This is a genomic window from Lentzea nigeriaca (genome assembly GCF_016907955.1).
Classification (GTDB): Bacteria; Actinomycetota; Actinomycetes; order Mycobacteriales; family Pseudonocardiaceae; genus Lentzea; species Lentzea nigeriaca.
This window is the reverse complement of sequence record NZ_JAFBCX010000005.1, coordinates 626,456-653,420: the sequence shown is the minus strand read 5'-3', so window position 1 is coordinate 653,420 and position 26,965 is coordinate 626,456. Positions and strand designations below refer to the sequence as shown.

The 26,965-nt window shown below is 68.3% G+C and carries 20 protein-coding genes; 13 read left to right on the top strand and 7 right to left on the bottom strand.

The features are described 5' to 3' along the window. Nucleotides 1–18 precede the first annotated feature (18 nt). On the top strand, nt 19–927 hold the full coding sequence (locus JOD27_RS21270) for a cation diffusion facilitator family transporter (protein ID WP_204763965.1): 909 nt from the start codon (nt 19–21) through the stop codon (nt 925–927). Between the two features lie 259 nt (nt 928–1,186). Here the strand turns inward: JOD27_RS21270 and JOD27_RS21265 are convergent, their stop codons facing one another. Next, complete coding sequence (locus tag JOD27_RS21265) at nt 1,187–5,413, bottom strand: GH92 family glycosyl hydrolase (RefSeq protein ID WP_204763964.1); 4,227 nt, start codon at nt 5,411–5,413, stop codon at nt 1,187–1,189. A gap of 151 nt (nt 5,414–5,564) precedes the next feature. On the opposite strand from JOD27_RS21265, the gene JOD27_RS21260 reads away from it, so the two are divergent. Further along, nucleotides 5,565–6,734, top strand: a complete 1,170-nt coding sequence (locus tag JOD27_RS21260; RefSeq protein WP_204763963.1) for an ROK family transcriptional regulator — start codon at nt 5,565–5,567, stop codon at nt 6,732–6,734. A gap of 219 nt (nt 6,735–6,953) precedes the next feature. On the opposite strand, the gene JOD27_RS21255 is transcribed toward JOD27_RS21260, so the two are convergent. From JOD27_RS21255 to JOD27_RS21245, 3 genes are all read right to left on the bottom strand, one after another. Continuing rightward, a complete protein-coding gene (locus tag JOD27_RS21255) occupies nt 6,954–8,828 on the bottom strand; it encodes an acyl-CoA dehydrogenase family protein (protein WP_204763962.1) in 1,875 nt (624 codons plus the stop codon). A 137-nt stretch (nt 8,829–8,965) separates the two neighbouring features. Then, on the bottom strand, nt 8,966–9,652 hold the full coding sequence (locus JOD27_RS21250; RefSeq protein ID WP_204763961.1) for a DUF305 domain-containing protein: 687 nt from the start codon (nt 9,650–9,652) through the stop codon (nt 8,966–8,968). Next, complete coding sequence (locus JOD27_RS21245) at nt 9,652–10,479, bottom strand: thioredoxin-like domain-containing protein (RefSeq protein ID WP_204763960.1); 828 nt, start codon at nt 10,477–10,479, stop codon at nt 9,652–9,654. The genes JOD27_RS21250 and JOD27_RS21245 overlap by 1 nt, the downstream gene beginning before the upstream one ends. 169 nt (nt 10,480–10,648) lie before the next feature. On the opposite strand from JOD27_RS21245, the gene argS reads away from it, so the two are divergent. The 6 genes from argS (at nt 10,649) to rho (ending at nt 19,203) form a co-directional block, all read left to right on the top strand. After that, nucleotides 10,649–12,277, top strand: coding sequence for an arginine--tRNA ligase (gene argS, locus JOD27_RS21240; protein WP_204763959.1), 1,629 nt, complete (start codon nt 10,649–10,651; stop codon nt 12,275–12,277). After that, a complete protein-coding gene (lysA, locus tag JOD27_RS21235) occupies nt 12,277–13,695 on the top strand; it encodes a diaminopimelate decarboxylase (RefSeq protein ID WP_204763958.1) in 1,419 nt (472 codons plus the stop codon). Before argS ends, lysA begins: the two co-directional genes overlap by 1 nt. Next, nucleotides 13,692–14,993, top strand: a complete 1,302-nt coding sequence (locus JOD27_RS21230) for a homoserine dehydrogenase (RefSeq protein ID WP_204763957.1) — start codon at nt 13,692–13,694, stop codon at nt 14,991–14,993. The genes lysA and JOD27_RS21230 overlap by 4 nt, the downstream gene beginning before the upstream one ends. Beyond that, nucleotides 14,990–16,045, top strand: coding sequence for a threonine synthase (gene thrC / locus JOD27_RS21225; protein ID WP_204763956.1), 1,056 nt, complete (start codon nt 14,990–14,992; stop codon nt 16,043–16,045). Before JOD27_RS21230 ends, thrC begins: the two co-directional genes overlap by 4 nt. Beyond that, entirely contained in the window at nt 16,042–16,887 is an 846-nt protein-coding gene (thrB, locus tag JOD27_RS21220) for a homoserine kinase (RefSeq protein WP_307830239.1), read from the top strand. Before thrC ends, thrB begins: the two co-directional genes overlap by 4 nt. 321 nt (nt 16,888–17,208) lie before the next feature. After that, a complete protein-coding gene (rho, locus tag JOD27_RS21215) occupies nt 17,209–19,203 on the top strand; it encodes a transcription termination factor Rho (protein WP_204763955.1) in 1,995 nt (664 codons plus the stop codon). Between the two features lie 90 nt (nt 19,204–19,293). Here the strand turns inward: rho and JOD27_RS21210 are convergent, their stop codons facing one another. Beyond that, complete coding sequence (locus JOD27_RS21210; RefSeq protein WP_204763954.1) at nt 19,294–19,680, bottom strand: hypothetical protein; 387 nt, start codon at nt 19,678–19,680, stop codon at nt 19,294–19,296. 245 nt (nt 19,681–19,925) lie between these two features. On the opposite strand from JOD27_RS21210, the gene rpmE reads away from it, so the two are divergent. From rpmE to prmC, 5 genes are all read left to right on the top strand, one after another. Beyond that, on the top strand, nt 19,926–20,138 hold the full coding sequence (rpmE, locus tag JOD27_RS21205; RefSeq protein ID WP_030472471.1) for a 50S ribosomal protein L31: 213 nt from the start codon (nt 19,926–19,928) through the stop codon (nt 20,136–20,138). A gap of 88 nt (nt 20,139–20,226) precedes the next feature. Continuing rightward, on the top strand, nt 20,227–21,291 hold the full coding sequence (gene prfA / locus JOD27_RS21200; protein WP_204763953.1) for a peptide chain release factor 1: 1,065 nt from the start codon (nt 20,227–20,229) through the stop codon (nt 21,289–21,291). 22 nt (nt 21,292–21,313) lie between these two features. Next, on the top strand, nt 21,314–22,522 hold the full coding sequence (locus tag JOD27_RS21195; protein ID WP_204763952.1) for an acyl-CoA thioester hydrolase/BAAT C-terminal domain-containing protein: 1,209 nt from the start codon (nt 21,314–21,316) through the stop codon (nt 22,520–22,522). An 11-nt stretch (nt 22,523–22,533) separates the two neighbouring features. Continuing rightward, a complete protein-coding gene (gene lpdA / locus JOD27_RS21190) occupies nt 22,534–23,919 on the top strand; it encodes a dihydrolipoyl dehydrogenase (protein WP_204763951.1) in 1,386 nt (461 codons plus the stop codon). An 18-nt stretch (nt 23,920–23,937) separates the two neighbouring features. After that, nucleotides 23,938–24,804 (top strand): peptide chain release factor N(5)-glutamine methyltransferase, encoded by an 867-nt coding sequence (gene prmC / locus JOD27_RS21185; protein WP_204764035.1) that lies wholly within the window; start codon nt 23,938–23,940, stop codon nt 24,802–24,804. 147 nt (nt 24,805–24,951) lie between these two features. Here the strand turns inward: prmC and JOD27_RS21180 are convergent, their stop codons facing one another. Continuing rightward, entirely contained in the window at nt 24,952–25,275 is a 324-nt protein-coding gene (locus JOD27_RS21180; RefSeq protein ID WP_204763950.1) for a hypothetical protein, read from the bottom strand. Further along, nucleotides 25,272–26,915 (bottom strand): AbeC-like domain-containing protein, encoded by a 1,644-nt coding sequence (locus JOD27_RS21175; RefSeq protein WP_204763949.1) that lies wholly within the window; start codon nt 26,913–26,915, stop codon nt 25,272–25,274. Before JOD27_RS21175 ends, JOD27_RS21180 begins: the two co-directional genes overlap by 4 nt. Between the last annotated feature and the right edge of the window lie 50 nt (nt 26,916–26,965).

Genomic DNA, 26,965 nt, shown 5'->3' with positions numbered 1-26,965 from the left:
TCGCTATATGTTCCGGGCATGGGTCACGGGCACGGGCACGGATCGGCGTCTGCCGGCGGGCAGCACGCCGGCAAGCTGTGGGTCGCGTTCGGCATCGGTGCGGTGTTCATGGTGGTCGAGTTCGTCGTGGGGTTCGCGACGTCGTCCCTCGCGCTGATCTCGGATGCCGCGCACATGCTCACGGACGTGCTCGGGGTGGGCATGGCGCTGGCCGCGATCATGGTGGCGCGCAGGGCCAAGGCCGGCAAGAACCGGACGTTCGGCTTCTATCGGGCCGAGGTGCTGGCTGCGCTCGCCAACGCCGTGTTGTTGTTCGGGGTCGCCGGGTACGTGATCTACGAGGCGGTCGGGCGGTTCCAGGACCCGCCTGCGGTGCCGGGGTGGCCCGTGCTCATCGCGGCGGCGCTCGGGCTGGTGGCCAACCTCGTCAGCTTCGGTGTCCTCAGGGAGGGCGCCAAGGACAGCATCAACGTCAAGGGTGCTTATCTCGAGGTGCTGGCGGACCTCGTCGGGTCGATGGGCGTGTTGATCTCCGCCCTCGTCATGCTGACGACGGGCTGGAAGTACGCGGACCCGATCATGGGCGTGCTGATCGGTGTGTGGGTGCTGCCGCGGACGTACGGGCTGGCCAAGAACGCGCTGCACATCCTGTTCCAGCACGCGCCGGAGCGGTTGGACGTCAACGAGATGCGGGCGGCCCTCACGCAGTTGCCTGGGGTGACTGAGGCGCACGACCTGCACGTGTGGACGCTCACCAGTGGCATGGAGGTGGCCTCGGCGCACCTCACGACCGCGAAGGACGCGGATCACGAGACGGTGCTCAAGGCGGCGCAGTCGTTGCTGGCGACCAAGTACCACATCGAGCACGCGACGTTGCAGGTCGAGGGTGGCTCGTCAGCGCAGCGGTGCCGGGAGCTTTCTTGGTGAGGCCGGGAGGTCGCGGAATCCGTCCTTAGTGGACGGCGCTCCCGTTCGTGACGGAACTGGGGTTCGCGGTTGTGGCACGGCCACCCAGACGCGGCCTCGCTCGAACGGCACCACAACAGCCTCCCCCGCCACCAGCCGATGAATTGTCAAGATCTCATCGAAGTATGTCCGAACGGGATAGATCCGTTCAGGTGAACGAGAAAAGCCGCGCTCCGTGACGGAACGCGGCCTTTCCGGCTCAAACGAGATCAGTTACTCGTTACAGACCGGTGCACTGTCCTGCCTTCGGCCCCTTCACTTCGTTCTGGAAGCCGTTGTTCGACGGCTCCGGGGTGTTGCCCGTGCAGGACAACGGGCCGCCGACGGTCGAGAACGCCACCACCGACCTGGTCTTGTTCGACGTCAGTGACACAGGGCCACCGATCGAGCTGTTCTCGAGCGCGACTTCGGTGGTGGTGCCGTGCGCCGACACCGGGCCGCCGACCTTCACGCCGACGAGCACCACGGAGGACGCGTCCGTCGCCGACAGCGGGCCCTTGATCTCGCCGCCGAACATCAGCAGCGTGGCGCCGCGCGCGACCGTGACGGGGCCGTTGAGCTCCGCACCGTCCACACAGGTCACGCCCTTGACCTCCAGGCCTCCGTCGACCGTGCCGGTCACCGTCGAGGTGCAGGCGGGCAGCGGCTTCGACATCAGCTCGAACTCCGCCAGCGCGACGTCCTCGGAGAACTCCAGGCGGTAGAAGTTGTAGCGGCCCGGTGACGCGATCTTGAACGACCGGGTGTATTGCTGCCACTGGAAGTTCTCGCCGGAGCGCTTGTCGACCGTCGCCCACGTCTTGCCGTCGTAGGAGGCCTTGAGCTCCCACGACGACGGGGACTTGCCCGACTTCGCGTTGGTCAGCGTGTAGAACTCCGCCTTCTCCTTGGCGTCGGCCGCCTTGAAGTCGAACGAGCGGACCACCGCGGAGGTCGCGGAGTTGTTGTCCACCAGGGCGCCGACGGACACACCGGACGAGACGTCGCGCAGCGGCGTCGGAACCGCGTTGCCCGTGGTGATCGAGTCCGGCACGTCGCCGGTGCCCGTGCCCCACGCGGACGGCGCCGGGCCCATGTCGAAGTCGATCGTGGCGCCGGCCGCGAGGACGTCGTGCGGCAGGGACGTCTTGTTCCACGTCTTGCCGTTGACCTTCACGCCCTGCACGTAGATGTTCTTCGCGCTGTTCTTCGGCGCGTTGATCACCAGCTTCTTGCCGTTCTCCAGCGCCACGGTGGCCTTGGTGAACAGCGGCGAGCCGATCGCGTAGGCCGGCTTGCCCATCTGCAGCGGGTAGAAGCCCAGCGACGAGAACAGGAACCACGCCGACATCTCGCCGTTGTCCTCGTCACCGGCGTAGCCCTGGCCCTGCTGGGAGCCGATGTACAGGCGCGACAGGATCTCCCGCACCTTCTCCTGGGTGCCCGACGGCTTGCCCGCGTAGTTGTACATGTAGGCGATGTGGTGCGACGGCTGGTTGGAGTGGCCGTACTGACCCATCCGGACGTCCCGCGCCTCGACCATCTCGTGGATCACGCCGCCGTAGCCGCCGGGGAACTTCGCGGTCTCCGGCAACGAGAAGAACTGGTCGAGCTTGGCGGCCAGCTTGTCCCGCCCGCCGTACAGGTTCGCGAGGCCCTGTCCGTCGTGCGGCACCGTGAACGCCATGTTCCAGCCGTTCGTCTCGGTGTAGTCGTAGCGCCAGTCCTGCGGGTTGTACTTCGCCGGGTCCTCGACGCGCCACGAGCCGTCGACGTTGCGGCCCTGGAAGAAGCCGATCCTCTTGTCGAACGTCAGCACGTAGTTCTGGGCGCGGTTGAGGAAGTACTCGTACTCCTCCGCGTACCGCTTCTCGCCCGTCTTCTCGTGCAGCGCCTTCGCCATCGACGCGATGCCGAAGTCGTTGAGGTAGCCCTCGATCGCCCAGGACCAGGCCTCCGTCTCCATCTGGTCGTGGCCGGTGTAGCCGAGGAACACCGACCGGTCCATGCCCTTGCGGCCCACGGCGCTGTTCGGCGGCACCACGGAGGCGTTCTTCACGGCGGCGTCGTACGCGGCCTTGATGTCGAAGTTCGACACGCCCTTCAGGTACGCGTCGGCGAACGCCACGTCGGAGCTCGTTCCGGTCATCAGGTCGGCGTAGCCGGGGGAGGACCAGCGCGAGATCCAGCCGCCGTCCTTGTACTGCTGGACGAAGCCCTCCGCCATCTCGCCCGCCTTGGACGGGGTGAACAACGAGTAGGCGGGCCAGGTCGTGCGGTAGGTGTCCCAGAAGCCGTTGTTGACGTAGATCTTGCCGTCGACGATCTTCGCGCCGGTGTGCGTCGGCGTGTTCGCACCGGCCGGCGGCGACACCGGGGACGCGTACTGCATCTTGTCGCCGACCTTCTCGTAACCCGAGTTCGGGTACAGGTAGAGCCGGTACATGTTGGAGTACAGCGTGATCAGCTGCTCCTCGGAGGCGCCCTCCACGGAGAGGATGCCGAGGATCTTGTCCCACGCGGCCTGCGCGCGGTCACGCACGGCGTCGAAGGTGTCCGCCGGCTTGATCTCCTGTTCCAGGTTCGACTTCGCCTGGTCGACCGAGATCAACGACGTGGCGATCCGCAGCTCGACGGTCTTGTCGCCGAACGAGAAGTAGCCGCCGACGTTGTCCCTGCCGAACCCGGAGAGCTTGCCGCTCGCCGTCACCGGCTTGTCGGCCTTCGCGTAGACGAACAACCGGGTCGTGCCCGCCGAACCGATCCGTACGTCCGAGAACCCCGTGACGACACCGTTCGCGGCGTCCAGCGTGAGGCCACCCTGGTTGTTCACGTTGTCGAACACCAGGTTCTTCTCACTGGAGTCGGGGAACGTGAACCGGAACACCGCCGCGTGGTCGGTCGGCGCGATCTCGGTCTTCATGCCGTTCTCGAAGGTCACACCGTAGTAGTGCGCCTTCGCGATCTCGTTGTCGTGCTTGAACGGCAACGACCGCAGCGCGCGGTCCTGCGTCGGCGCCTTGTCCGACGGCATGACCTGGAACGTCTGGCGGTCACCCATCCACGGGCTCGGCTCGTGGGACGCGGTGAACGCCTGCAGCGTCGGCAGGTTCTGCGCGTTGTTGCGCTGCTGGTACTCGTACAGCCAGCTCTGCGAGCCCGCGTTGGTCATCGGGGTCCAGAAGTTGAAGCCGTGCGGCACCGCGGTCGCCGGGAAGTTGTTGCCCCGCGAGAACGAACCGTTCGAGTTGGTGCCGCGCGTGGTCAGCACGTAGTCGGAAGGCTTCGCGTACTGCGTCTTCACGACGTCGCCGACGCGGATGTCGTCGAACCAGGCGCCGAACTCGGTCGGGCCCTTGGGACCGTCGTAGGCGACGAGGACCCGCTTGATCGTCTTGCCGGCCGCGACCGCGCCGATCGTGGACGCCACCTTGTTCCACTGGTTGGTGTACAGGAACTTGCCCGCACCCTGGCCCTGCGGCGACAGCACCGCGCCGTGCTGGTCGACCGCCTTGAGGTCGCTCAGGTATGTGCCGTCGGAGAACGCGAGGTCCACCGACGAGTACGTGCTCGGGTAGTTCAGGTTGTCGTTCACCCAGTCCGGGAAGATCATGTACGACAGCTCGGTCTGCGGCCCGACCTTGACGTCGACGTCGAAGACCTTGTTGTAGCTGTAGGCCCGGCCTTCGGTCGTGTGCCTGCCCTGGGTGCGGAACGCCTTCTGGCCGGTCCAGCCGACCCGCGACTTGGCGGTGTAGCCGTTCGTGGGACCGCTGCCGACGAGGCTGCGCATGTTCGGCGCCGGCGGGTTCGTGGAGCCGTCGGAGAGCTCGATCTCGGAGATCTGCACGATGTCCGTGCCGTGGTTCGCCGTGACGTCGAGCTTGTAGCGCCGGTACGACGCCGGCGAGGCGACGTCGTAGACCTTGGTCTGGAACCGCTCGGCGAAGCTCTCCCCGGTGCGGGTGTCGACGACGGTCCAGTTGGTGCCGTCGTTCGAGCCCTGCAGCGTCCAGTCCTTCGGGTCGCGCTCAGGCTCGTCGTTGGCCGACGAGACCGAGTACTTCTTGATGGTCTGCGGGCTCGCACCGAAGTCGAACGTCACCCAGCCGGTGGAAGCGAAGACCAGCCACTTGGTGTTGATGTTGCCGTCGTTGATTTTGTCTACGCCCTCGTTGGGGGCGTTCTCCCCGTTGGCCGCCACGGCGGCCTTCTCGGCGACGTTGCCGGGGAGGCTCGTGCCGTTGGAGCCGACCACGCCCGCGGACTTCGGGTTGCCCGCCGGGTCGGTCTCGACGGTGCTGACCCACGACGGTTGCGGTTGACCGTCCTCAAAGGACGACGAAAAGCCCACGCCTGACTCCTCTGGTGCCGCGGCCGCGTTGCCGCTGGTGACGCCGCACACCAGTGTCGCAGTGATCGCAACGCTCAACAGAGTTGTTGCCCGTCTTTTCCCCAGTTGCCTCATTGCAACCCTTCCGCCGCCTTGCCTGCCCCATTCGCGAGGGAGCGTTTCTACAGGTGACATCGTTGTCAAGAGATCGGACGGAAACTGTCTTCGAACTTGTCCTCTCGCCGGTCGCGCGCGTGGTCCACCGCTCAAGATCTAGACTCGGCAAGTGACCGACCGCAAGCCGCCAGAGGTGGGTACACCAGCGGGCATGCGCGTGCTCAACCAACGCGCTGTGCTCCACCGGTTGCGCCGTCTGGGTGCTGCCACACGGCCGCAGATCGCGAAAGACACCGGGTTGTCCAAGCCGACCGTCGGACAGGCGCTGGTCGATCTGGAACGTCACAACCTGGTGCGCCCCATCGGTCGCACGACAGCCGGTCCCGGTCGTTCCGCCGTGGTCTACGAGCCGAACCCGGCCGCCGGTTACGTGCTGGGCGTCGACATCGGGCGGGAGCGGATCCGGGCGGCCGTGGCCGATCTGGGCGGCTCCGTGGTGGCCCGCGTCGACGAGCGCAACCGCAGTCGGTCGGCGTCGGCGTTGGTGCGTACGGTGACCGAGCTGGCTTCGCGCACGGTGGCCGATGCTGGGATCGCTCTCACGGATGTCGTGGTGAAGGTGATCGGCAGTCCCGGCGTGATCGATCAACGCTCACGGGTCGTGCGGCACGCGCCCAACCTGCCCGGCTGGGAGTCGGCGGGCGTGCTGGACGGGCTGGAATCGTCGCTCGGGCCGGTGGTCGTCGTGGAGAACGACGCGAACCTGGCTGCGTTGGGGGAGCACGTCTACGGGGCCGCCAAGGACGTTCGTGTGTTCGTGTGCGCGACCGTCGGCACGGGTGTCGGCATGGGGATCTGCGTCGACGGCGTGCTGTTCCGCGGTGCGCACGGCGCGGCGGGCGAGGTCGGGTTCCTGCCGTTCGGACAGTCCGCTTCGGACGTCCAACGTGGACAGTTCGAAGAGGCGACCGCGGCGGAATCCGTTGTGGCGCTCGCCCGTGAACATGGACTGTCGGCGCGATCGGCTCGTGAGGTGTTCGCTGCCGCGCGATCCGGCGACGCACGGGCCCTCGATGTGGTGCGAATCGAGGCGGAACGGCTGGCGTTCCTCGTCGCCTCGGTCACCGCGGTGATCGATCCCGAACTGGTCGTCCTGGGTGGTGGCGTCGGGTCGAACGTCGACTTGCTGCTCGCGCCGCTGGAAGCCGCGCTGCGCACGATGACGCCGCTGGCACCCCGGATCGTGGCGGGTTCGCTCGGTGACGGCGCGGTGCTCTCCGGAGCCATCGCGATGGGCCTCGAAGCCGCCCGCGAATTGGTCTTCGAAGTTACTCTCTGAGAGTAGTTGAGTGACCCCTACCTGGTAGTTCACTCAATTGTCGTAACTGTTGACCCCACTTTGTGGCTTAGCGTTACCGACACCTCCACCTGGAGGGTGTTGTGTCCTTCCGTTGCAAGGGGAGTCGGTAGGGGGATGCGGGGGACGTAGCCCCCTACCGACCGTGCACTGGGCAGGTGCCGCGCCCGCACCATCAGCCTGCCCAGTGCAGTAACGGATTCACCTGGGTGTCGGACGGTGCACGTTCGCGACCGTGGACTCGCGGTGCGTCGAGTCCGCGATCCACCGACCGGGAATGGACGCGTCCAGCACGCCCTCCTCCAGCCACGTGTAGTTGCCGTCCAGGACCTGCCTGGCCAGCACCTGGTCGCTGTCGTCGGTGTTCTTCCAGAGCTTCTCGAACAGCTCGTCGACCCGGATCCGCGCCTGCCTGGCGAACGCGTCCGCGAGCGCCTCGGCGTTGGGATTCTTGTCCTGCGCGGCCCGCACGCACACGGCACTGATCGCGAAGAGCTCTGCGCCGATGTCCACGATCCGGCTGAGGAACCGCTGCTTGCGCTCCATTTTCCCCTGCCACCGCGACATGGCGTAGAACGTCTGCCGCGCCAGCTTGCGCGCCGACCGCTCGACGAACCGAAGGTGCTTGGCGAGCGGCCCGAACTCGGTGTAGCCGGCCGGACTCTGGCCCTTGCCGACGACGAGCGTGGGCAGCCATTTGGCGTAGAACCCGCCTGCTTTCGCCGCAGCCTTCATCTTCGCCTGACGGTCGGCGTCGGGGTCGATGATGTCGCCGGCGACCGACAGGTGCGCGTCGACGGCCTCGCGCGCGATCAGCAGGTGCATGATCTCGGTGGAGCCCTCGAAGATGCGGTTGATGCGCAGGTCGCGCAGCACCTGCTCGGCCGCGATGCCGCGTTCTCCGCGTGCCGCCTGCGACTCTGCCGTCTCGTAGCCGCGGCCGCCGCGGATCTGGACGAGCTCGTCCGCGACCAGCCACGCCTTCTCGGACGCGTAGAGCTTGGCCAGCGCGGCCTCGATGCGGATGTCGTGGCTGCCGGCGTCCGCCAGTTCGGAACTGAGGTCCAGCACGGCCTCCAGCGCGTACGCCGTCGCCGCGATGTAGGCGATCTTGCCGGCGATGGCCTCGTGCCTGCCGACCGGCAGGCCCCACTGGGTGCGTGCGGTGCTCCACTCGCGGGCGATCTTCAGGCACCACTTGGCACTGCCCGCGCAGAGTGCGGGGAGGCTGAGGCGGCCGGTGTTGAGGGTGGCCAGAGCGATCTTGAGGCCCGCGCCCTCCTTGCCGATGAGGTTCTTCTTGGGCACACGGACGTTGTGGAACCTGGTCACGCCGTTCTCCAGGCCCCGCAGGCCCATGAACGCGTTGCGGTTCTCCACCGTGATGCCCTCGGCGTCCGCCTCGACGACGAACGCGGAGATGCCGCGGTCCGGCACCAACGCCATGACGACGAGCAGGTCGGCCACGACACCGTTGGTGGTCCACAGCTTCACGCCGTTGAGGACGTAGTCGTCGCCGTCGGGCGTCGCGATGGTGCCGAGGCGCGCGGGGTCGCTGCCGACGTCCGGTTCGGTGAGGAGGAACGCCGTGATCTCACCCTTCGCGCACCGCGGCAGGAACTCGGCCTTCTGCTCCGGGCTGCCGAACATCGCGATGGGTTGGGGGACACCGATGGACTGGTGGGCCGACAGCATGGCGCCGATGGCGGGGCTGGCGCTTCCCACCAGCATCAGGGCCTTGTTGTAGTAGACCTGGGTCAGGCCGATGCCGCCGTACTCCGGCTTGATCTTCATGCCGAACGCGCCGAGGTCCTTGAGGCCCTTCAGCACGTCGTCGGGGATCTGGGCGTCCCGCTCGATGACCCTGTTGTCGATGTGGGACTCGGTGAACTTGCGGAGCTTCTCCAGGAACGCCTCACCGCGCTCGCGGTCCTCGGCAGTGCCACTCGGATGCGGGTGGATGAGATCGATGCGGAAGTGACCGAGGAAGAGCTCCTTGCCGAAGCTCGGTCGCTGCCAGCGGGTTTCCCGTGCTTGTTCGGCGACCTGCCTGGCCGCGCGCTCGTCGACGGTCATGGTTACCTCCGAGTAGGGGTGTGACCCACGTTACTCGGCGGTAGCCGGATGTCCATCGTTACGGCGGGTGAAAGCGCTGAAGGGGGCCTTCCTCCACCTGACGTGGAGGAAGGCCCCCTTCAGCGAGCACGAGCGGGCTACGGCAGCGGGGCGGCTCCGCGCTTCGCCAGCAGGTCCTTCATGACGTCGAGCTCGGACGTCTGCGACTTCAGCATGTTGTCGGCGAGCGTCCGCACGAACGGCTGCCCTGCCCGATGGGCCGCGAACTCGGCCATCGGTGCGCCACCCGTGTGGTGGCGGATCATCAGCTGGAGGAAGTACACCTCGAGGTCGCGGCCGGAGAGGCCGCGCAGCTTCGTGAGCTCGTCGGTGGTGGCCATGCCGGGCATGAGCGGCTTGCCCGGTTCGGCGGTCGTGGCGCCGTGGCCGTGGATGCCCGCGTCGTTCATCCACGACATGTAGACGCCGTTGGGCGACTGCTCGTGCTCGTTCCACATCATCAGCCACCCCTTCATGCGCCCCACCTGTTCGAGCTGGGTGGAGGCGATGTCGAAGGCGAGCTGCCGGACGTCGGGGTCGGTGGTGCGGTCGCGGGCGATGTTGGCCATCTGGATGCCCTGCAGGTGGTGCACCGACATGTCCTGGCAGAAGCCGACGTCCACGGAACCGGAGGCCGGTGCCGCGGACGTGGTCGAGCCGGGGAGCTTCACGAGCAGGCCGATCGCCGCGCCCAGCAGGAGCACGGCGAGCACGGCCGCGGTGATGACGAGGGTCCGAGCGACCCCGGAGGGACGCTCGGTCTCGGTCGCTTCCGGTGAGGTCATCAGCTGGACGGCGGCGTCGAGGCGGAGCCCGACGGCGGAGGAGTGCTCATGTTCGGCTGCTGACCTTCGGTCTTGGACTCGTCCTTGCCACCGTCCATCGGCACGGCGTCCGCGCCCGGCTTCTCGGCGACGAACGGGGCCGGGTTGGCCAGGAACTGCGAGTTCTCGCAGGACGCGCCGACCTCGGGGTAGGTGTTCGGGTTGCGGCGCAGCGAGGAGATGAACTGGTCGATGCGCTCGTCGTCGGCGTTGTCCACCTTCAGCTGGTGGCCCCACGACTGCAGCGAGATCGGCTTGTCGAGACCGGGGAACGGCGACAGCATCGTGTACTGCTGGCCCTCGGCCTTGGCCTTGAGCTTGTTGAGCGCGTCGTCCTTGACCTGGTCGGGGTTGTACGCGATCCAGACGGCGCCGTGCTCGAGGCCGTGGACCATGTTCTCGGTGCGGACGGCCTTGTCGTAGACGACGCCGGTGCAGTCGGCCCACTGCGAGTCGTGCGGGCCGCCGAACGCGGGGGTCTGGTCGTAGGCGACGCGCTGGGTCGGCTCGACGTGGCGGGAGCCCTTGTACTCCTTGATCACGATGCCCGCGAGCTGCGTCGACGGGTCCTTGTTCGTGTCGGAGGGCTTCCACTTGGCCAGGGCGGCCTCTTTGACGTTGTTCGCGTGGATCTGCGAGTACGCATATCCGAACACGCCACCGGCCAGGCCGAGAACGGCGATCACCGCGATGATCGTGCCCCACGGCTTCGGCTTGCTCGCCACCACGGAGGAACGGGCGGCCGCCACGCTGCTGCGTGTGGCCTTCGTCTTCTTGCCGCTTACCATGTCCGCCTCAGTTGTCGTCCTGGTCAACCGGCGCCAGTGTAGGGACTTGGTGTCTGGTCGCTGTCAGCGCGTAGCGATACCACGTGGGCGTTAACACTTGCCGTCTCACCCTCCGAGACCCGGTAACCCGGTCGAGACCTGCGACAACGCTTCTCTAGACTCATGCGTCGTGACCCCTGAAGCGCTTGCCGATCTCGTCGGGACCGCGGTTGCCCAGTTGCTGGCTGACCGAGGTCTGGACGCCACCGCGCTCCCCGAGCAGGTGACGGTCGAGCGACCCAGGAACCCCGAGCACGGCGACTACGCCACGAACATCGCGCTCCAGCTCGCCAAGAAGGTCGGTGTCGCGCCGCGCGAGTTCGCCACGTGGCTCGCCGAGGCCCTGCGGAGCCACGAAGCCATCGCCAAGGCCGACGTGGCCGGGCCGGGCTTCATCAACCTCACCATCGCCACCGAGGCCCAGGGCGCCATCGTCGAGGACGCGCTGAAGGACGGCTACGGCACGGGCAGCGAGCTCCAGGGCCAGAAGATCAACCTGGAGTTCGTCTCCGCGAACCCGACCGGTCCCATCCACCTGGGCGGCGCGCGCTGGGCGGCGGTCGGCGACGCGATCGGCCGCGTTCTGCAGGCCCGCGGCGCCGAGATCACGCGTGAGTACTACATCAACGACGCGGGCGCGCAGATCGACAGGTTCGTCAGTTCGCTGATCGCCGCCGCGAAGGGCGAGCCCGTCCCCGAGGACGGCTACGCGGGCACCTACGTGGGCGAGATCGCGGCCGAGGTGCTGCGCCGCGAGCCGGGTGCGCTCGGCGACCCCGCGACCGTGCGCCGCGTCGGCCTCGAGCTGATGATCGACGAGATCAAGCGCAGCCTGGACGACTTCGGCACCCACTTCGACGTCTTCTTCTCCGAGCTCACGCTGCACCAGAGCGGCGCGGTCGCGGACACCGTGGCGAAGCTCAAGGCGAACGGCTCGCTGTACGAGAAGGACGACGCCTGGTGGCTGCGCTCGACCGACTACGGCGACGACAAGGACCGCGTCGTCATCAAGGGAGACGGCAACCCGGCCTACATCGCCGGTGACATCGCCTACCTCGCGGACAAGCAGAGCCGGGGCTTCGACCGCTTCATCTACATGCTCGGCGCGGACCACCACGGCTACACCGCGCGTCTCAAGGCGGCCGCGGCCGTGCTGGGCGGCGACCCGGACAGCGTCGAGGTGCTGATCGGCCAGCTCGTGAACCTCGTGAGCGGTGGCCAGCCGGTGCGGATGAGCAAGCGCGCGGGCACCGTGATCACCATGGAGGACCTGGTCGACGCGGTCGGCGTGGACGCGGCCCGGTACGCGATGATCCGCTCGTCCGTCGACTCCAGCCTCGACATCGACCTCGACCTGCTGCGCAAGCACAGCAACGACAACCCGGTCTACTACGTGCAGTACGCGCACGCGCGCACGTCGTCGATCCTCCGCAACGCCGCCGACCTCGGCATCACCCCAGGTGGGGACTTCGCGCTGCTCACCCACGAGCGCGAAGGCGACCTCATCCGCACGATCGGCGAGTTCCCGCGCGTGGTGGCCACCGCCGCCGAACTGCGGGAGCCCCACCGCGTGGCTCGCTACCTCGAAGAGCTCGCGGGCACGTACCACCGCTTCCAGCAGGACTGCCGCGTGCTTCCACGCGGTGATGAGGAGACAACTCCGTTGCACCAGGTCAGGCTTCAGCTCGTCAACGCGACCAGGCGGGTCTTCGCCGCGGGCCTCGGCCTGCTCGGCGTGACCGCCCCGGAGCGCATGTGATGCGCGCGCACCCGGCCGGACCCCGGCACGCCGACGTTCTCGTCCCCGGCAACACCGCCGGCGACCGCCCCACGACGTCCGAACAGCTCGACCACCTGCCGCCGCACGTGTGGCCGCGCAACGCTTCCCGCAACGCCGACGGCGTAGTGGAGCTGGCCGGCGTCGACGTGCGCGGGCTCGCCGAGCAGTACGGCACCCCGCTGTTCGTCATGGACGAGCAGGACTTCCGCGCACGCTGCCGCGAGCACGCCGAGGCGTTCGGCGACCCGACGCTCGTGCACTACGCCTCCAAGGCGTTCCTGAGTGTGCAGGTCGCGAAGTGGGTCGCGGAAGAGGGCCTCTCGATCGACGTCTGCAGCGGCGGCGAGCTCGCGATCGCTCTCAAAGCGAACTTCCCCGCCGAGCGCATTGCGTTGCACGGCAACAACAAGAGCGTCGCCGAGCTGACCGCGGCCGTCGAGGCCGGCGTCGGCGGGATCGTGCTCGACTCGTACCACGAGATCGCGCGTCTCGACCAGATCGCGCGCGAACGCGGTGTGGTCCAGCCGGTGCTGATCCGCGTGACGGTCGGCGTCGAGGCGCACACGCACGAGTTCATCGCGACCGCGCACGAGGACCAGAAGTTCGGCTTCTCGCTGTCCTCCGGCGACGCGGCCGAGGCGGTGCGCCGCGTGCTGAAGGCCAGTGGCCTCAAGCTCGTCGGCCTGCACAGCCACATCGGCTCGCAGATCTTCGACGCGTCGGGCTTCGAGGTCGCCGCCCGGCGCGTCATCGGCCTGCTCGCGGACATCCGCAAGGAGCACGGCGAGATCGACTCGCTGACGGTTGTCGACCTCGGTGGTGGTCTCGGCATCGCGTACACGCCGGACGACGACCCGCCCCCGCCCGCGGAGCTCGCGCGGCAGCTGCACAACATCGTGCAGAAGGAGTGCGAGCACAACGGCCTGGAGATGCCTCGCATCGCGGTGGAGCCGGGCCGTGCGATCGTGGGCCCCGGCACTGTCACCGTGTACGAGGTCGGCACCATCAAGGACGTCGAGCTCGACGGTGGCGCGCGGCGCCGGTACGTCAGCGTCGACGGCGGCATGAGCGACAACATCCGCACGGCTCTCTACGACGCGGTCTACGACTGCAAACTCGTGTCCCGTGCCGCGGAGCCCGAGTCGCGGGCCGTGCTGTGCCGCGTCGTGGGCAAGCACTGCGAGTCCGGCGACATCGTCGTGCGCGACTGCTGGCTGCCCGACGACCTCGCGCCGGGCGACCTCGTGGCGGTCGCTGCGACGGGGGCCTACTGCTACTCGATGGCGAGCGGGTACAACCGACTTCCACGGCCCGCGCTCGCCGCGGTGACCGGTGGAGAGGCGCGGCTGCTGCTGCGCCGGGAGACCGAGGACGATCTGTTCCGTCTGGAGGTATGAAAGCCGTGAAACCGATTCGGGTCGCCTTGCTGGGTTGCGGCACGGTGGGCACGGAGGTAGTCCGGCTGCTGACGGACCAGGCCGAGGACCTCACCCAGCGCATCGGCGCGCCGGTTGAGCTCGCGGGCATCGCCGTGCGCAGGCCGAACAAACATCGTGAAGTGCCGGAGCACCTGCTCACCACGGACGCCGCCGCGCTCGTCGCGTCGGACGACGTGGACGTGGTCGTCGAGGTCATCGGCGGCATCGAGCCGACGCGCGGACTGCTGCTGGACGCGTTGAAGGCGGGCAAGTCCGTCGTCACCGCGAACAAGGCGCTGCTGGCCGAGCACGGTTCCGACCTGTTCGAGGCCGCCGACTCGTCCGGCGCCGACCTGTACTTCGAGGCCGCCGTCGCCGGCGCGATCCCGTTGCTGCGCCCGTTGCGGGAATCCCTTGCGGGAGACCGGATCACACGCGTCATGGGCATCGTGAACGGCACGACGAACTTCATCCTGTCCGCGATGGACGCCACGGGCGCCGGCTACGGCGAGACGCTCGAGGAGGCCTCGCGGCTCGGTTACGCCGAGGCCGACCCGACCGCGGACGTCGACGGGTTCGACGCCGCGTCGAAGGCCGCGATCCTTGCGTCCCTTGCGTTCCACACGCGAGTGACGGCGGCGGACGTGTACCGCGAGGGCATCCGTTCGGTGTCCGCGGCGGACATCGCGGCGGCGAAGGGCCTCGGCCGCACGGTGAAGCTGCTCGCGATCTGCGAGCGCGAGGTGTCCCCGTCCGGTCAGGAATCGGTCGCCGTTCGCGTGCACCCGGCCATGATCCCCAGGACGCATCCGCTGGCTTCGGTCAACGGTGCGTTCAACGCCGTGTTCGTCGAGGCCGACGCGGCGGGGGAGATGATGTTCTACGGGCAGGGTGCCGGTGGCGCCCCGACCGCGAGCGCGGTGCTCGGCGACCTGGTCGCCGTGGCGCGCAACAAGGTCGCGAGCGGACGTGGTCCGCGCGAGTCGGCCTACGCCGCGCTTCCCGTGCAGCCCATGGGAAACACGCCCACGCGCTACCACATCAGCCTCGACGTGGCGGACAAGCCCGGTGTCCTCTCGCAGGTCGCCGCGGTGTTCGCCGAGCACGACGTCAGCATCGCCGCGGTGCGCCAGGAAGGCCGCACCGAGGACGCCAGCCTGGTGATCGTCACGCACGCGGCGACCGACGCCGCGCTGCGGTCCACTGTGGACAAAATCGGTGGCCTCCCCGTGGTGCGGGACGTCGTCAGTGTGATGAGGGTGGAGGGCGAAGAATGAGCGGCGCCGTGAAGCCGGGCTGGCCCGGACTCATCCACGCGTACCGCTATCGGATCGAGATCCCGGAGGGCGCGGAGATCGTCACGCTGCACGAGGGCGGCACGCCGCTCGTGCACGCGAAGCGCCTGTCCGCGCTCGCCGGCTCCGAGGTCTACGTGAAGGTCGAGGGCGCGAACCCGACCGGCTCGTTCAAGGACCGCGGCATGACGGTCGCCATGACCTACGCGCTCGCGTCCGGGATCAAGGCGGTCATCTGCGCCTCCACCGGCAACACGTCGGCGTCGGCCGCCGCGTACGCCGCGAAGGCGGGACTCACCGCCGCGGTGCTGGTGCCGAGCGGCAAGATCGCGATGGGCAAGCTCGCGCAGGCCGTCATGCACGGCGCGAAGATCCTGCAGATCGACGGCAACTTCGACGACTGCCTGGAGCTCGCGTCCAAGACGGCGGCCGAGTACCCGGTGACGCTGGTGAACTCCGTCAACCCGGTGCGGTTGATCGGTCAGCGGACCGCGGCGTGGGAGATCTGCGACGTGCTCGGGCAGGCGCCGGACTACCACTGCCTGCCGGTCGGCAACGCGGGCAACATCACCGCGTACTGGCAGGGTTACAAAGCGTACGAGCGGGGTCTGCCCAAGATGTACGGCTTCCAGGCCGCGGGCGCAGCGCCGTTGGTCAGCGGTGTGCCGGTGCCGAACCCGGAGACCATCGCGACCGCGATCCGGGTCGGCAGCCCGGCGTCGTGGACCGGTGCCATCACGGCCCGTGACGAGTCCGGCGGCCTGATCGACGCGGTCACCGACGACCAGATCCTGGCCGCGTACCGGTTGCTCGCGGGAAGCGAGGGCATCTTCGTCGAGCCCGCGTCGGCCGCGTCCATCGCCGGTCTGCTGAAGACGGCGGAGGACGGCAGGCTGCCCAAGGGCTCCACCGTCGTCTGCACCGTCACCGGCCACGGTCTGAAGGACCCGGACACCGCGCTGCTCGGCGTCACCGAGGTCGAGCCGGTCCCGGTCGACCCCGGCGCCGTGGCGCACGCCCTGGAGCTCGCGTGAGGTTTCTCGTCACCGTCCCCGCGTCGACCGCGAACCTCGGTTCGGGGTTCGACGCGCTGGGGATGGCGCTCGGGCTGCACGACGAGATCGAGGTCGCCGTCGCCGAGGGTCTGTCGATCACGGTGGAGGGCGCTGGATCAGGTGACGTCCCGCTCGACGAGAGCCATCTCGTCGTGCGGGCCGTCCGCGCGGCCGGCTACACCGGTGGGCTCGCCCTGAAGTGCCACAACGTCATTCCGCACGCGCGGGGGCTCGGCTCTTCGGCCGCCGCGATCGTGGCGGGTGTCGCAGCCGGATTCACCCTGACGGGTCGCGAGTTGGACACGGACGCGTTGCAAATCGCTGCTGAGTTCGAGGGCCACGCGGACAACGCCGCTGCCTCTTTGTACGGCGGTGTTGTCGTTGCGTGGGCTGAAGGAGAGCGATTCCGCGCCGTCCGGATGGAGCCCGACGCACGGGTGCGCCCGGTCGTCCTCATTCCATCGCAGGAGTCGTCCACCAAGACGACGCGTGGCCTGCTTCCGGCCGAGGTGCCGCACGCGGACGCCGCGCACGCCGCGGGACGAGCCGCCCTGGCGGTGCACGCGCTGACGTCGGATCCGTCGGTTCTCCTTGCTGCGACTGAGGATCGCCTCCACCAGAACTACCGCGAGCCCGCGTGGCCCGACACCGTTCGGGTGATCAACGATCTTCGCAAGCTCGGTGTTCCCGCCTGCGTGTCCGGAGCGGGACCCACCGTGATCGCGTTCGGAGACCTCCCGGCCGAGGTCGACGTGCACGGCTTCGACGTGCGGAGACTCGACGTCGACACCTCTGGCGTGCGCGTTCGTCCATTGGACTGACACACCCGACCCCGGTTGTTGCATAGGGGGAGACCGGCGTCTACCCTCGGGGGCGATCAGTCACCGCGCGCACGGGCGCCGGTGTCGCGCCCGGACACTCGTTCCGGGTCGCAATCCTTTTGTGTTCCGGCTCTGTGCCGTGCGGGCGGGGCGGACGCAAAAGAGGCACCCGATCGCCGTGTGACCTGAGAAAAGTCCCGTGCTTGCCGGAAGCGGTGTGTGCTTCCGTCTGCATCGGACTGACCGTCGTTCCCCAGTTGAAGCGGGAAGACGGGTCCGCTGGGCCGCGTAGGAGGCGGGGCCTGGTCAGGAAGGACATGTGTGAGCAACACCGATTTGCTGAGCAGCGACGTCGCAGCTGCTTCTGGTTCTGGAGCCGAGGAGACCGCTCTGTCCACCCCTTCGAACGGCACGACGCCGCGCCGCCGCGCGGGTCTGTCCGGCATGGTGCTCGCGGAGCTGCGTGAGCTCGCGGGCCAAATGGGCATCACCGGAACCGCTGGCCTGCGCAAGGGCGACCTGATCGCGGCCATCAAGGAGAAGCAGGGCTCCGGCGCCCCTGCCAAAGCGGAGAAGCCCGCGAAAGCGGCGAAGGCTCCCGCAGCCGAGAAGCCCGCGGCCGCCGAAAAGCCTGTTCAGCAGCAGCTCGAGGTAGCGGAGAAGCCCGCTGCCGCCGCTGCCGCCGCTCCCGCTGCCGCGCCTGCCGAGACCGGTGCGCCGTCGGAGGACGGTGGCCGCCGAGGCAACCGCCGTCGTCGCTCCGGCCGTGGTGGCGGGAACGCCGAGGCGGGCGAGGGCCAGCAGTCCGAGCAGCGTGCCGAGCGTCCGGAGCGCACCGAGCGTCCGGAGCGCACCGAGCGTTCCAGCGAGCGCCAGGAGCGTCCCGACCGTGGTGAGCGTTCCGACCGCGGTGATCGTGGCGACCGCCAGGACCGTGGCGAGCGCGGTGACCGGCAGGATCGCGGTGACCGGCAGGATCGCGGTGACCGGCAGGACCGCGGCGACCGCGGTGGTCGTGACCGCAACCGCGACCGCGACCGTGACCGTCAGGGCGGCCAGCAGCAGGACGGCGACGACGAGGGCGGCCGTCGCGGCCGGTTCCGCGACCGTCGCCGCCGCGGTGGCCGTGGCGAGGGTGGCGAGCGCGGTGACCGCGAGACCGAGGTGCGCGAGGACGACGTCCTGCTCCCGGTCGCGGGCATCCTGGACGTGCTGGAGAACTACGCGTTCGTCCGCACGTCGGGCTACCTGGCCGGCTCGAACGACGTCTACGTCTCGCTCTCGCTCGTCCGCAAGTACGGCCTGCGCCGCGGCGACGCCATCACCGGCGCCGTCCGCCAGCCGCGCGAGGGCGAGCAGCAGCGCCAGAAGTTCAACCCGCTGGTCCGCGTCGACAAGATCAACGGCCTGGACCCGGACGAGGCGCGCAACCGCCCGGACTTCACCAAGCTGACGCCGCTCTACCCGAACGAGCGCCTGCGCCTGGAGACCGAGCCGCACATCCTCACCACCCGCGTCATCGACCTGGTGATGCCGATCGGCAAGGGCCAGCGCGCCCTGATCGTGTCGCCGCCGAAGGCCGGCAAGACCTCGGTGCTGCAGTCGATCGCCAACGCGATCACGACGAACAACCCCGAGTGCCACCTGATGGTCGTCCTCGTCGACGAGCGTCCGGAAGAGGTCACCGACATGCAGCGCTCGGTGAAGGGCGAGGTCATCGCCTCGACCTTCGACCGCCCGCCGTCGGACCACACCACCATCTCCGAGCTCGCCATCGAGCGTGCGAAGAGGCTGGTGGAGATGGGCCACGACGTGGTCGTGCTGCTCGACTCGATCACCCGCCTGGGCCGCGCCTACAACCTGGCAGCCCCGGCCTCCGGCCGCATCCTGTCCGGTGGTGTCGACTCGACGGCGCTGTACCCGCCGAAGCGCTTCCTCGGCGCGGCCCGCAACATCGAGGGCGGCGGCTCGCTGACCGTCATCGCGACGGCGCTGGTCGAGACCGGCTCCGCCGGTGACTCGGTGATCTTCGAGGAGTTCAAGGGCACCGGCAACGCCGAGCTCAAGCTCGACCGGAAGATCGCTGACAAGCGGACGTTCCCGGCTGTGGACGTCGACTCGTCGGGTACCCGCAAGGAAGAGCTGCTGCTCTCGCCGGACGAGATGGCGGTCACGCACAAGCTCCGCCGCGTGCTGCACGCTCTGGACGGCCAGCAGGCCATCGACCTGCTGCTCGACCGCCTGCGGAAGTCCCGCACCAACATCGAGTTCCTGATGCAGGTGGCGAAGACGACGCCGGGTGCCGAGCAGGACTGATCGCCCGCGTGAGTTTCACGTGAAAAGACCCCCGCTGCTGGTCAGCGGGGGTCTTTTCTTGTCCGTTCACTCGAATGCCGAGCTGACGGTTCAGCGGCAGTCGGAGGCGCGCAGACTCTCGTCGTTCTGCATCAGGCACTGGAACACCAGCCCGAGCAGCACCGGCAACCCGACCACGGCCGTGGCCAGCGCGGGCACCTCCACCGCGCCCACCAGCACCCCGAAGACCAGCACCGAGGCCAGATACGGCCACCGCACCCACACCCGCTGCCAGGGCCGCCGCCACCGGACCCCTCCGGACACGGCAGCCGCCACCGCCACCCCGGCCCCGGACACCACCGGCGACAACGGCACGGTCGTCCAGGAAGCGGTGATCAGCCCTGCCGACCCCATCAGGCCGAACACGGCGGCGGAGAACAGGAACGGCACAGCCAGCCACAGGCGCGGGCTGATCGGCCGTTCGGCGGTGCAGAACACGGCACACAGTCTGATGGAAGCTCACCAACAACACGGAGCCGTATGTGGCCGAACGGCCACACCTTGCGCCGAACGGCGTATCACGGAGGTTAAACGGTTGTGACTTCTGACACCTGGAGGCGTCGGGAACAACCGCGTTTTTGCACGTGTTGAAGGGTCTGGCAAACTAAACGGTCGAGTCCGGCTCCGGTTCACCCGTCATCAGCAACAGGGACCCGGCGGCCATCCTTGAAAGGGACAAGATCTTGAAGACTGGAATCCACCCGGAGTACGTGACCACCGAGGTCACCTGCGGCTGCGGCAACACCTTCACCACCCGGAGCACCAAGACCTCCGGCTCCGTGCACGTCGAGGTCTGCTCGAACTGCCACCCGTTCTACACGGGCAAGCAGAAGATCCTGGACACCGGTGGCCGCGTCGCGCGCTTCGAGGCGCGTTACGGCAAGCGCAACAAGTAGCTGCGTTCACGGCGCCTGACCTCGGCAAACGAGCCGAGGTCAGGCGCCGTTGCCGTCTGCAGAGACCCACGAAGAGGGAGCCGAAGAAGTGTCGCAGTCGCTGGACAGCCTGCTCGCCGAGTACGACGAGCTCGAGAAGAAGCTCGCCGACCCCAGCGTGCACGCTGACCAGGCCGGGGCGCGCAAGCTCGGCAAGCGGTACGCCCAGCTCGGCCCGATCGTGAAGGCGGCTCGCGAGATCGAGCAGGTTCGCAGCGACCTCGAGGCCGCGAAGGAGCTGGCGAGTGAGGACTCGGCGTTCGCCGACGAGGCCAAGCAGCTCGAGGAGCAGCTCCCGAAGCTGGAGGAGAAGCTCACCGAGCTCCTGCTGCCGCGCGACCCGCACGACAGCGACGATGTGCTGCTGGAGATCAAGTCCGGTGAGGGCGGCGAGGAGTCCGCGCTGTTCGCCGGCGACCTGCTGCGGATGTACACGCGTTACGCCGAGCGTCAGGGCTGGAAGGTCGAGATGCTCGACGGCACCGACTCCGACCTGGGCGGCTTCAAGGACGTCACGATCGCCATCAAGGCCAAGAGCCCGACACCGGAGGGTGTCTGGAGCCGGCTGAAGTGGGAGGGCGGCGTGCACCGGGTGCAGCGCGTGCCCGTCACGGAGTCGCAGGGGCGCATCCACACGTCCGCGGCCGGTGTCCTCGTGTTCCCGGAGGCCGAGGAGACGGCCGAGGTCGAGATCAACGAGAACGACCTGCGCATCGACGTCTACCGCTCGTCGGGCAAGGGCGGGCAGTCGGTCAACACCACCGACTCCGCGGTCCGCATCACGCACCTGCCGACGGGCATCGTCGTCTCGTGCCAGAACGAGCGCAGCCAGCTGCAGAACAAGGCCCGCGCCATGCAGGTCCTGCAGTCCCGCCTCGCCGTGCTCGCCGAGGAGCAGAAGGCGCAGGAGCAGTCGGACGCGCGGCGTAGCCAGATCCGCACCGTCGACCGCAGCGAACGGGTGAGGACCTACAACTTCCCCGAATCACGAATTTCCGATCACCGGGTTGGGTACAAAGCACATAACCTGGACCAGGTGCTCGACGGTGACCTGGACGCGGTGGTGGACGCGCTGGCCGCCGCCGACCGGGCAGAACGGCTCGCAGGCGGGTAAACCGACGTGAGAGGGGCGCGTTGTGGCCGAGATCCTGGTGAATCCGCAGACCGCACCCCTCGACCAGCCGGTCGACATCATCGTCGTGGGCCTTCCGCCCGGCGACGAGGTCACCGTTCAACTGTCCACAGGAGACCGTGCGTCCCACGGTGTCTTCATCGCTGACGAACGCGGCGTCGTGGACCTCACCCGGCACGCCCCTCGCGACGGCACCTATCACGGTGTCGATCCGATGGGCCTGTTCTGGTCGCTCGAACACACCGGCGGCAAACCGGGTCCGATGTGTCTGTCCGTCGAGGGCGCCGGCGAGGTCGCGTTGCGGCGGCTGACCGTTCCCGAGGGCGTCGAGCGGCTCGAGGTCCGGGAGAACGGTCTGGTGGGCACTCTCTTCGCCCCTGAGGCCGACGGAGGCGAGCTGCCGGGCGTGATCGTGCTCAGCGGCTCGGAGGGCGGCATTCACGAGACGGACGCGGCGCTCCTGGCCGCGCACGGGTTCGTCACGTTCGCGCTCGGCTACTTCGGGATGAAGGGCCTGCCCGAGCACCTCGTCGACATCCCGCTCGAGTACTTCGGCACCGCGATCGACCACCTCGCCGAACGGTGCGGCGAGATCGGCATCGTCGGCGGGTCGCGCGGCGGTGAGCTCGCGTTGCTCGTGGGTTCGATGTACCCGCAGGTCAGGGCCGTGGTGAGCGTGGTGGGCAGCGGCGTCGTGACCCAGGGCATCGGACCGGGCGCCAACCTGCTGCAGAAACTCTCCTACGAGGCGGCGTCCTGGACGTACAAGGGCCAGCCGCTGCCGTACCTGCCGTACTACGTCAGCGGCGAGCTGCGGTCGAAGATCGTCAACGACGAACCGGTGCCGTTGCGGCTCGCGTTCGACACTTCCGACGGCATCCCCGAGGACACCGAGATCCGCGTGGAGAACATCGTCGGTGGTGTGTTGCTCATCTCGTCCGGGCACGACGACGGGTGGCCGTCGACCGAGCTGAGCGAGGTCGCGATGCGCCGGCTGAAGGATCACGAGCACCCGTTCCCGTACGAGCACGTCGTGTATCCCGAGGCAGGACACCTGATCGCAGGGCCGCCGTACCGTCCGGCGACCGACGTGACCTATCCGGGGCCCGGTGTCACCTTCTCGGGTGGTGGTGTTCCGCACGCCACAGCGCATGCCCAGGCGAACGCCTGGAAACGGACGGTTGAGTTCTTGCAGGAGCAGCTCGGGACCTAGGGTGTGTGCTTATGAGCGCACACTTTGATGTCGTCGTCGTGGGTGCGGGTCCCGGCGGGTACGTCGCCGCGATCCGGGCGGCTCAGCTCGGGCTGAAGACCGCCGTTGTCGAGGAGAAGTACTGGGGCGGCGTCTGCCTGAACGTGGGCTGCATCCCGTCGAAGGCTCTCCTGCGCAACGCCGAGCTCGCGCACATCTTCACGCACGAGCAGAAGACGTTCGGCATCAAGGTCGACGGCACCGTCAGCTTCGACTACAGCGCTGCCTGGCAGCGCAGCCGCAAGGTCGCGGACGGGCGCGTCAAGGGCGTGCACTTCCTCATGAAGAAGAACGGCATCACCGAGTACAACGGGTGGGCCAACTTCACCGACGACCACACGCTGACCGTGAACGGCGAGACGATCACGTTCGGCCACGCGATCATCGCGGTGGGCGCGACGACCAGGATGCTGCCGAACACGCAGAAGTCCGACCGCGTCGTGACCTACGAAGAGCAGATCATGACCGAGGACCTGCCCGAGTCGATCATCATCGCCGGTGCGGGCGCGATCGGCGTCGAGTTCGCCTACGTCATGCACAACTACGGCGTGAAGGTCACCATCGTCGAGTTCCTCGACCGGATGGTGCCGCTCGAGGACGAAGAGGTCTCCGCCGAGCTTCTCAAGCGCTACAAGAAGCTCGGCGTCGACGTCCGCGTCGGTACCCGTGTCGAGTCGATCGACGAGTCCGGCCCCAAGGTCCGCGTCACCGTGACGAAGAACGGCACCCAGGAAGTCCTGGAAGCCGACAAGGTCATGCAGGCCATCGGTTTCGTGCCGCGCGTCGAGGGCTACGGCCTGGAGAACACCGGCGTGAAGCTGACCGACCGCGGCGCGATCGACATCGACGGCCGCGGCCGCACGTCCGTGCCGCACATCTTCGCCATCGGTGACGTCACCGCGAAGCTGATGCTCGCGCACACCGCCGAGTCCATGGGCATCATCGCCGCGGAGACCATCGCGGGTGCCGAGACGATGGAGCTCGACTACGTGATGATCCCGCGGGCGACGTTCTGCCAGCCGCAGATCGCGTCGTTCGGCTACACCGAGGCGCAGGCCCGCGAGAAGGGCTTCGACGTCCAGGTCGCGAAGTTCCCGTTCACCGCCAACGGCAAGGCGCACGGCCTCGCCGAGCCCGGCGGCTTCGTGAAGCTGATCAGCGACAAGACGCACGGTGAGCTGCTCGGCGGCCACATCATCGGCCCGGAGGCCACCGAGCTGCTGCCCGAGCTCACGCTGGCGCAGCAGTGGGACCTCACGGTGCACGAGGTCGCGCGCAACGTCCACGCGCACCCGACGCTGTCCGAGGCCGTCAAGGAAGCGGTGCACGGCCTGGCCGGGCACATGATCAACTTCTGAGATAACTTCTTGCTGATGATGAACCGGCAGCCGCTCCGCCTCGCCATCTCCGAGGCGGCCAAGATCCTCGCCGAGGCGGGCGTGGACAGTCCGCGCGTCGACGCGGAGTACCTGGCCGCGCACGTGCTCGGCGTGGAACGGAGCCGGCTGCCGCTCATCCCGCTGGTCGATCCGCCGGTGGTCGACCAGCTGTACAAGCTGGTTCGGGTCCGGGCCTCGCGAATTCCGTTGCAGCACATCCTCGGCTGGGCACCCATGGGCGCCATCACGGTCGAGGTCGGCCCTGGCGTGTTCGTGCCGCGCCCGGAAACCGAGCTGCTGATGGAGTGGGGCCTGAAGGCCCTCGTGGGCGTTTCCTCACCCGTGGTAGTGGATCTGTGCACCGGAACAGGCGCGCTGGCCCTGTCGATCGCCGCCGCGCGCCCGGACGCGGTCGTGCACGCGGTGGAGATCGACCCGCAGGCGCTCGCGTGGACCCGCCGCAACGCCGACGCGCGAACGGCGGCCGGAGACACACCGATCCACCTGCACTCGGGCGATGCCACGAACCCGATGCTGCTGTCCGATCTGGACGGTCAGGTGGACCTCGTGGTGTGCAATCCGCCTTACGTGCCAGAGGGAACCGAGGTGCAGCCCGAAGTCGGCGTGCACGATCCGCACCACGCGGTGTTCTCCGGCGCCGACGGCCTGGACGTGATCCGGCACGTCATCTCCGCCGCGGCGCGCTGGCTCAAGCCGGGCGGTGCCGTCGGCATCGAGCACGACGACACGCAGGGGGAGTCCGTGCCCGCACTGCTGTCGGCGCGCCGCGTGCTCACGGACGTGGCGGACCACACCGATCTGGCCGGGCGGCCCCGTTTCGCGACGGCACGCAAGGTCGGCTGATACCGGTTCGGTGCTTTCTCGACCGAGCTGTTCGGGCTGGTACGTGCCGCGGTGGCGGCTGGACGTGAGGCGGAGCTGGTGCGGACGATCGAGGCGGTCGCACGAAAACGTGGCCACCTCGACCGCCTGGCACCGTTGCCGCGGGCGTCAGAACAACGCGTCGAAGGCCTTCGCCAGCTCCTTCATCTGCTCGCCGAGGCCGCGGTCGGCCAGTTTGTCCATCAGGTGTGCCGTGACGTCCTTGCTGGGCCTGGGTTTGCGCGCCTCGATCCGCAGGTCGTCGACGGCCTCGATGGTCGACGTGGGCGCCTTGGCCTCGTTGAGGTCCTCGCGCAGCTCGTCGAGCAGCCGAAGCACGGCGGAGACGTCCTTGATGTGTCCGATGTGGACGTCACCGGCGCGTGCTTTTCCGCTGGTGCCGACGTTGCTGCCGATCACCGGTCCCTGGATCTCGAAGTTCTTGTCGCTCATGACTTGCCCTTGCTGACCTTGACGTCGCCTGTCCGCGCCTTGCCGACCGTCGCGATGTTGCTGGCGATGACCGGGCCGGTGATGTGCACGTTGTTGTTCGTCACCTGCATGGCCTGTTCCATGAACTCGGTGACCGAGATGCCCTTGCTCTCCAGGAACTCACCGATCGCGCGGAGCAGCCGTGACTCGAGCACCTTGATGTACCGCTCGACGTCGGTGAGCTGGAAGTAGTTGTCGACCTCCTCCTCCGCGGCGAGCTCCCGCAGGCTGATCCGTGCGCCGTACTTGTCGGGCATGTACGTACCCGCGGGCTGGTCGATCGGTGCCATCCACATGACGGCGTTGGAGAAGCGCTTCGGCAGGGTCGCCGGGAACTTCAGCAGATCCGCCAGTGCTTCGCCGAGTGGTCGCAGTGACTGGGCCGGCCACTTGTCGATCTCGCGGTGCTTCGCCTCGATCGGGTGCAGCACGCCGGGGGTCCACTCGACGTAGAGCATCTCGTCGTCGAGCCCGAACGTGAGGTGCGCGGTCACCACGACATCGCGGTCCCAGGTCTCCACCTGGAAGGCGCGGAAGTAGCGCATCCACTCCCGTGGCCGGTTCACCAGATCGTCCACAACGGACGATTCGACGATCCGTACCGGCGCCTTGTCCTTGTCCGGCAACACGATCGCGGTGTCTTCGTCGCCGAGATGGTCGATCAGCTCGACCGCGGAAACGACGACGCGGTCGGTGGTGGTGAGCTCACGGAGCCGGTGACTGGGCGAGAGCGACGGCGACCGGCCGGTCTTCAGCAGGTCGGTCGTGACGTGCCGGTAGATCTCGGGCAGGGTGAACCCCGGCATCGTCGCGGGCTTGGTGTCATCGTCCACCGGCTTCAGCGGGAAGGCCATCGACCAGGGTTCGAACATCGTCCCCGCGCCGACGAACGGGCGGTAGCCCCGGTACACGATCACCCGTGCCTCATCCGAGTCCGGTTGCTCGGCCTCCTCGACCGGGTACAGCGCCAGCGCGTCGGCGTAGGTCGGGTGTCCGAGCTGCCGGAACTTCCACTCGTTCTGCCACAGGTCCTCGCCGGGGGTGGTGCGGAACCTGTTGCGGCGGAAGCTCTTCGTGACCAGCAGCCACACGACGATCCGGTCGGCCAGCAACACGCCGAAGATCAGCGCGATGGTGATGAACGCGACCACCGTCTCGGCGTCGTCGCTGCTGCTGTACCTGGCGCGTTCGAACTCCGATCCGAGCTTGGCCATCACGATGCCCAGCGCGATGGCGCCGCCGATGGCTCCGACGATGAGCGGCCCGCGCCCCGTGGGCGCCGCGAGCTGCCGCACCACTGGCCGGAAGCGGAACCCGGCGCCCGCGAACGCCAGCGGCACCGCGACCAGCAGCCAGGGGCCGAGAAAGGTCGCGCTCGCGGTGAGCAGCAGCACGAGCGACAGCACCAGCAGTACGCCGTCGCGCATCTTGCGCCGCATGCGCCCGGCCACGGCCTCGCGCAGCACCGCGCCCGTGTTGACGCCGGGCGACCGCGGAATCGACCGGGTCTTCTCCACGAGGTACTCGCGAATGGCCGCGTCCGCGAAGTGCTCGTCGCGGTGCGCGGCTCCACAGAGGAAGCGGGTCGTGTCGTCGCGCAACCTCGGAGAATCGACTCCCGGAGTCGTCGCGGGAGATGACATTGTCCTGT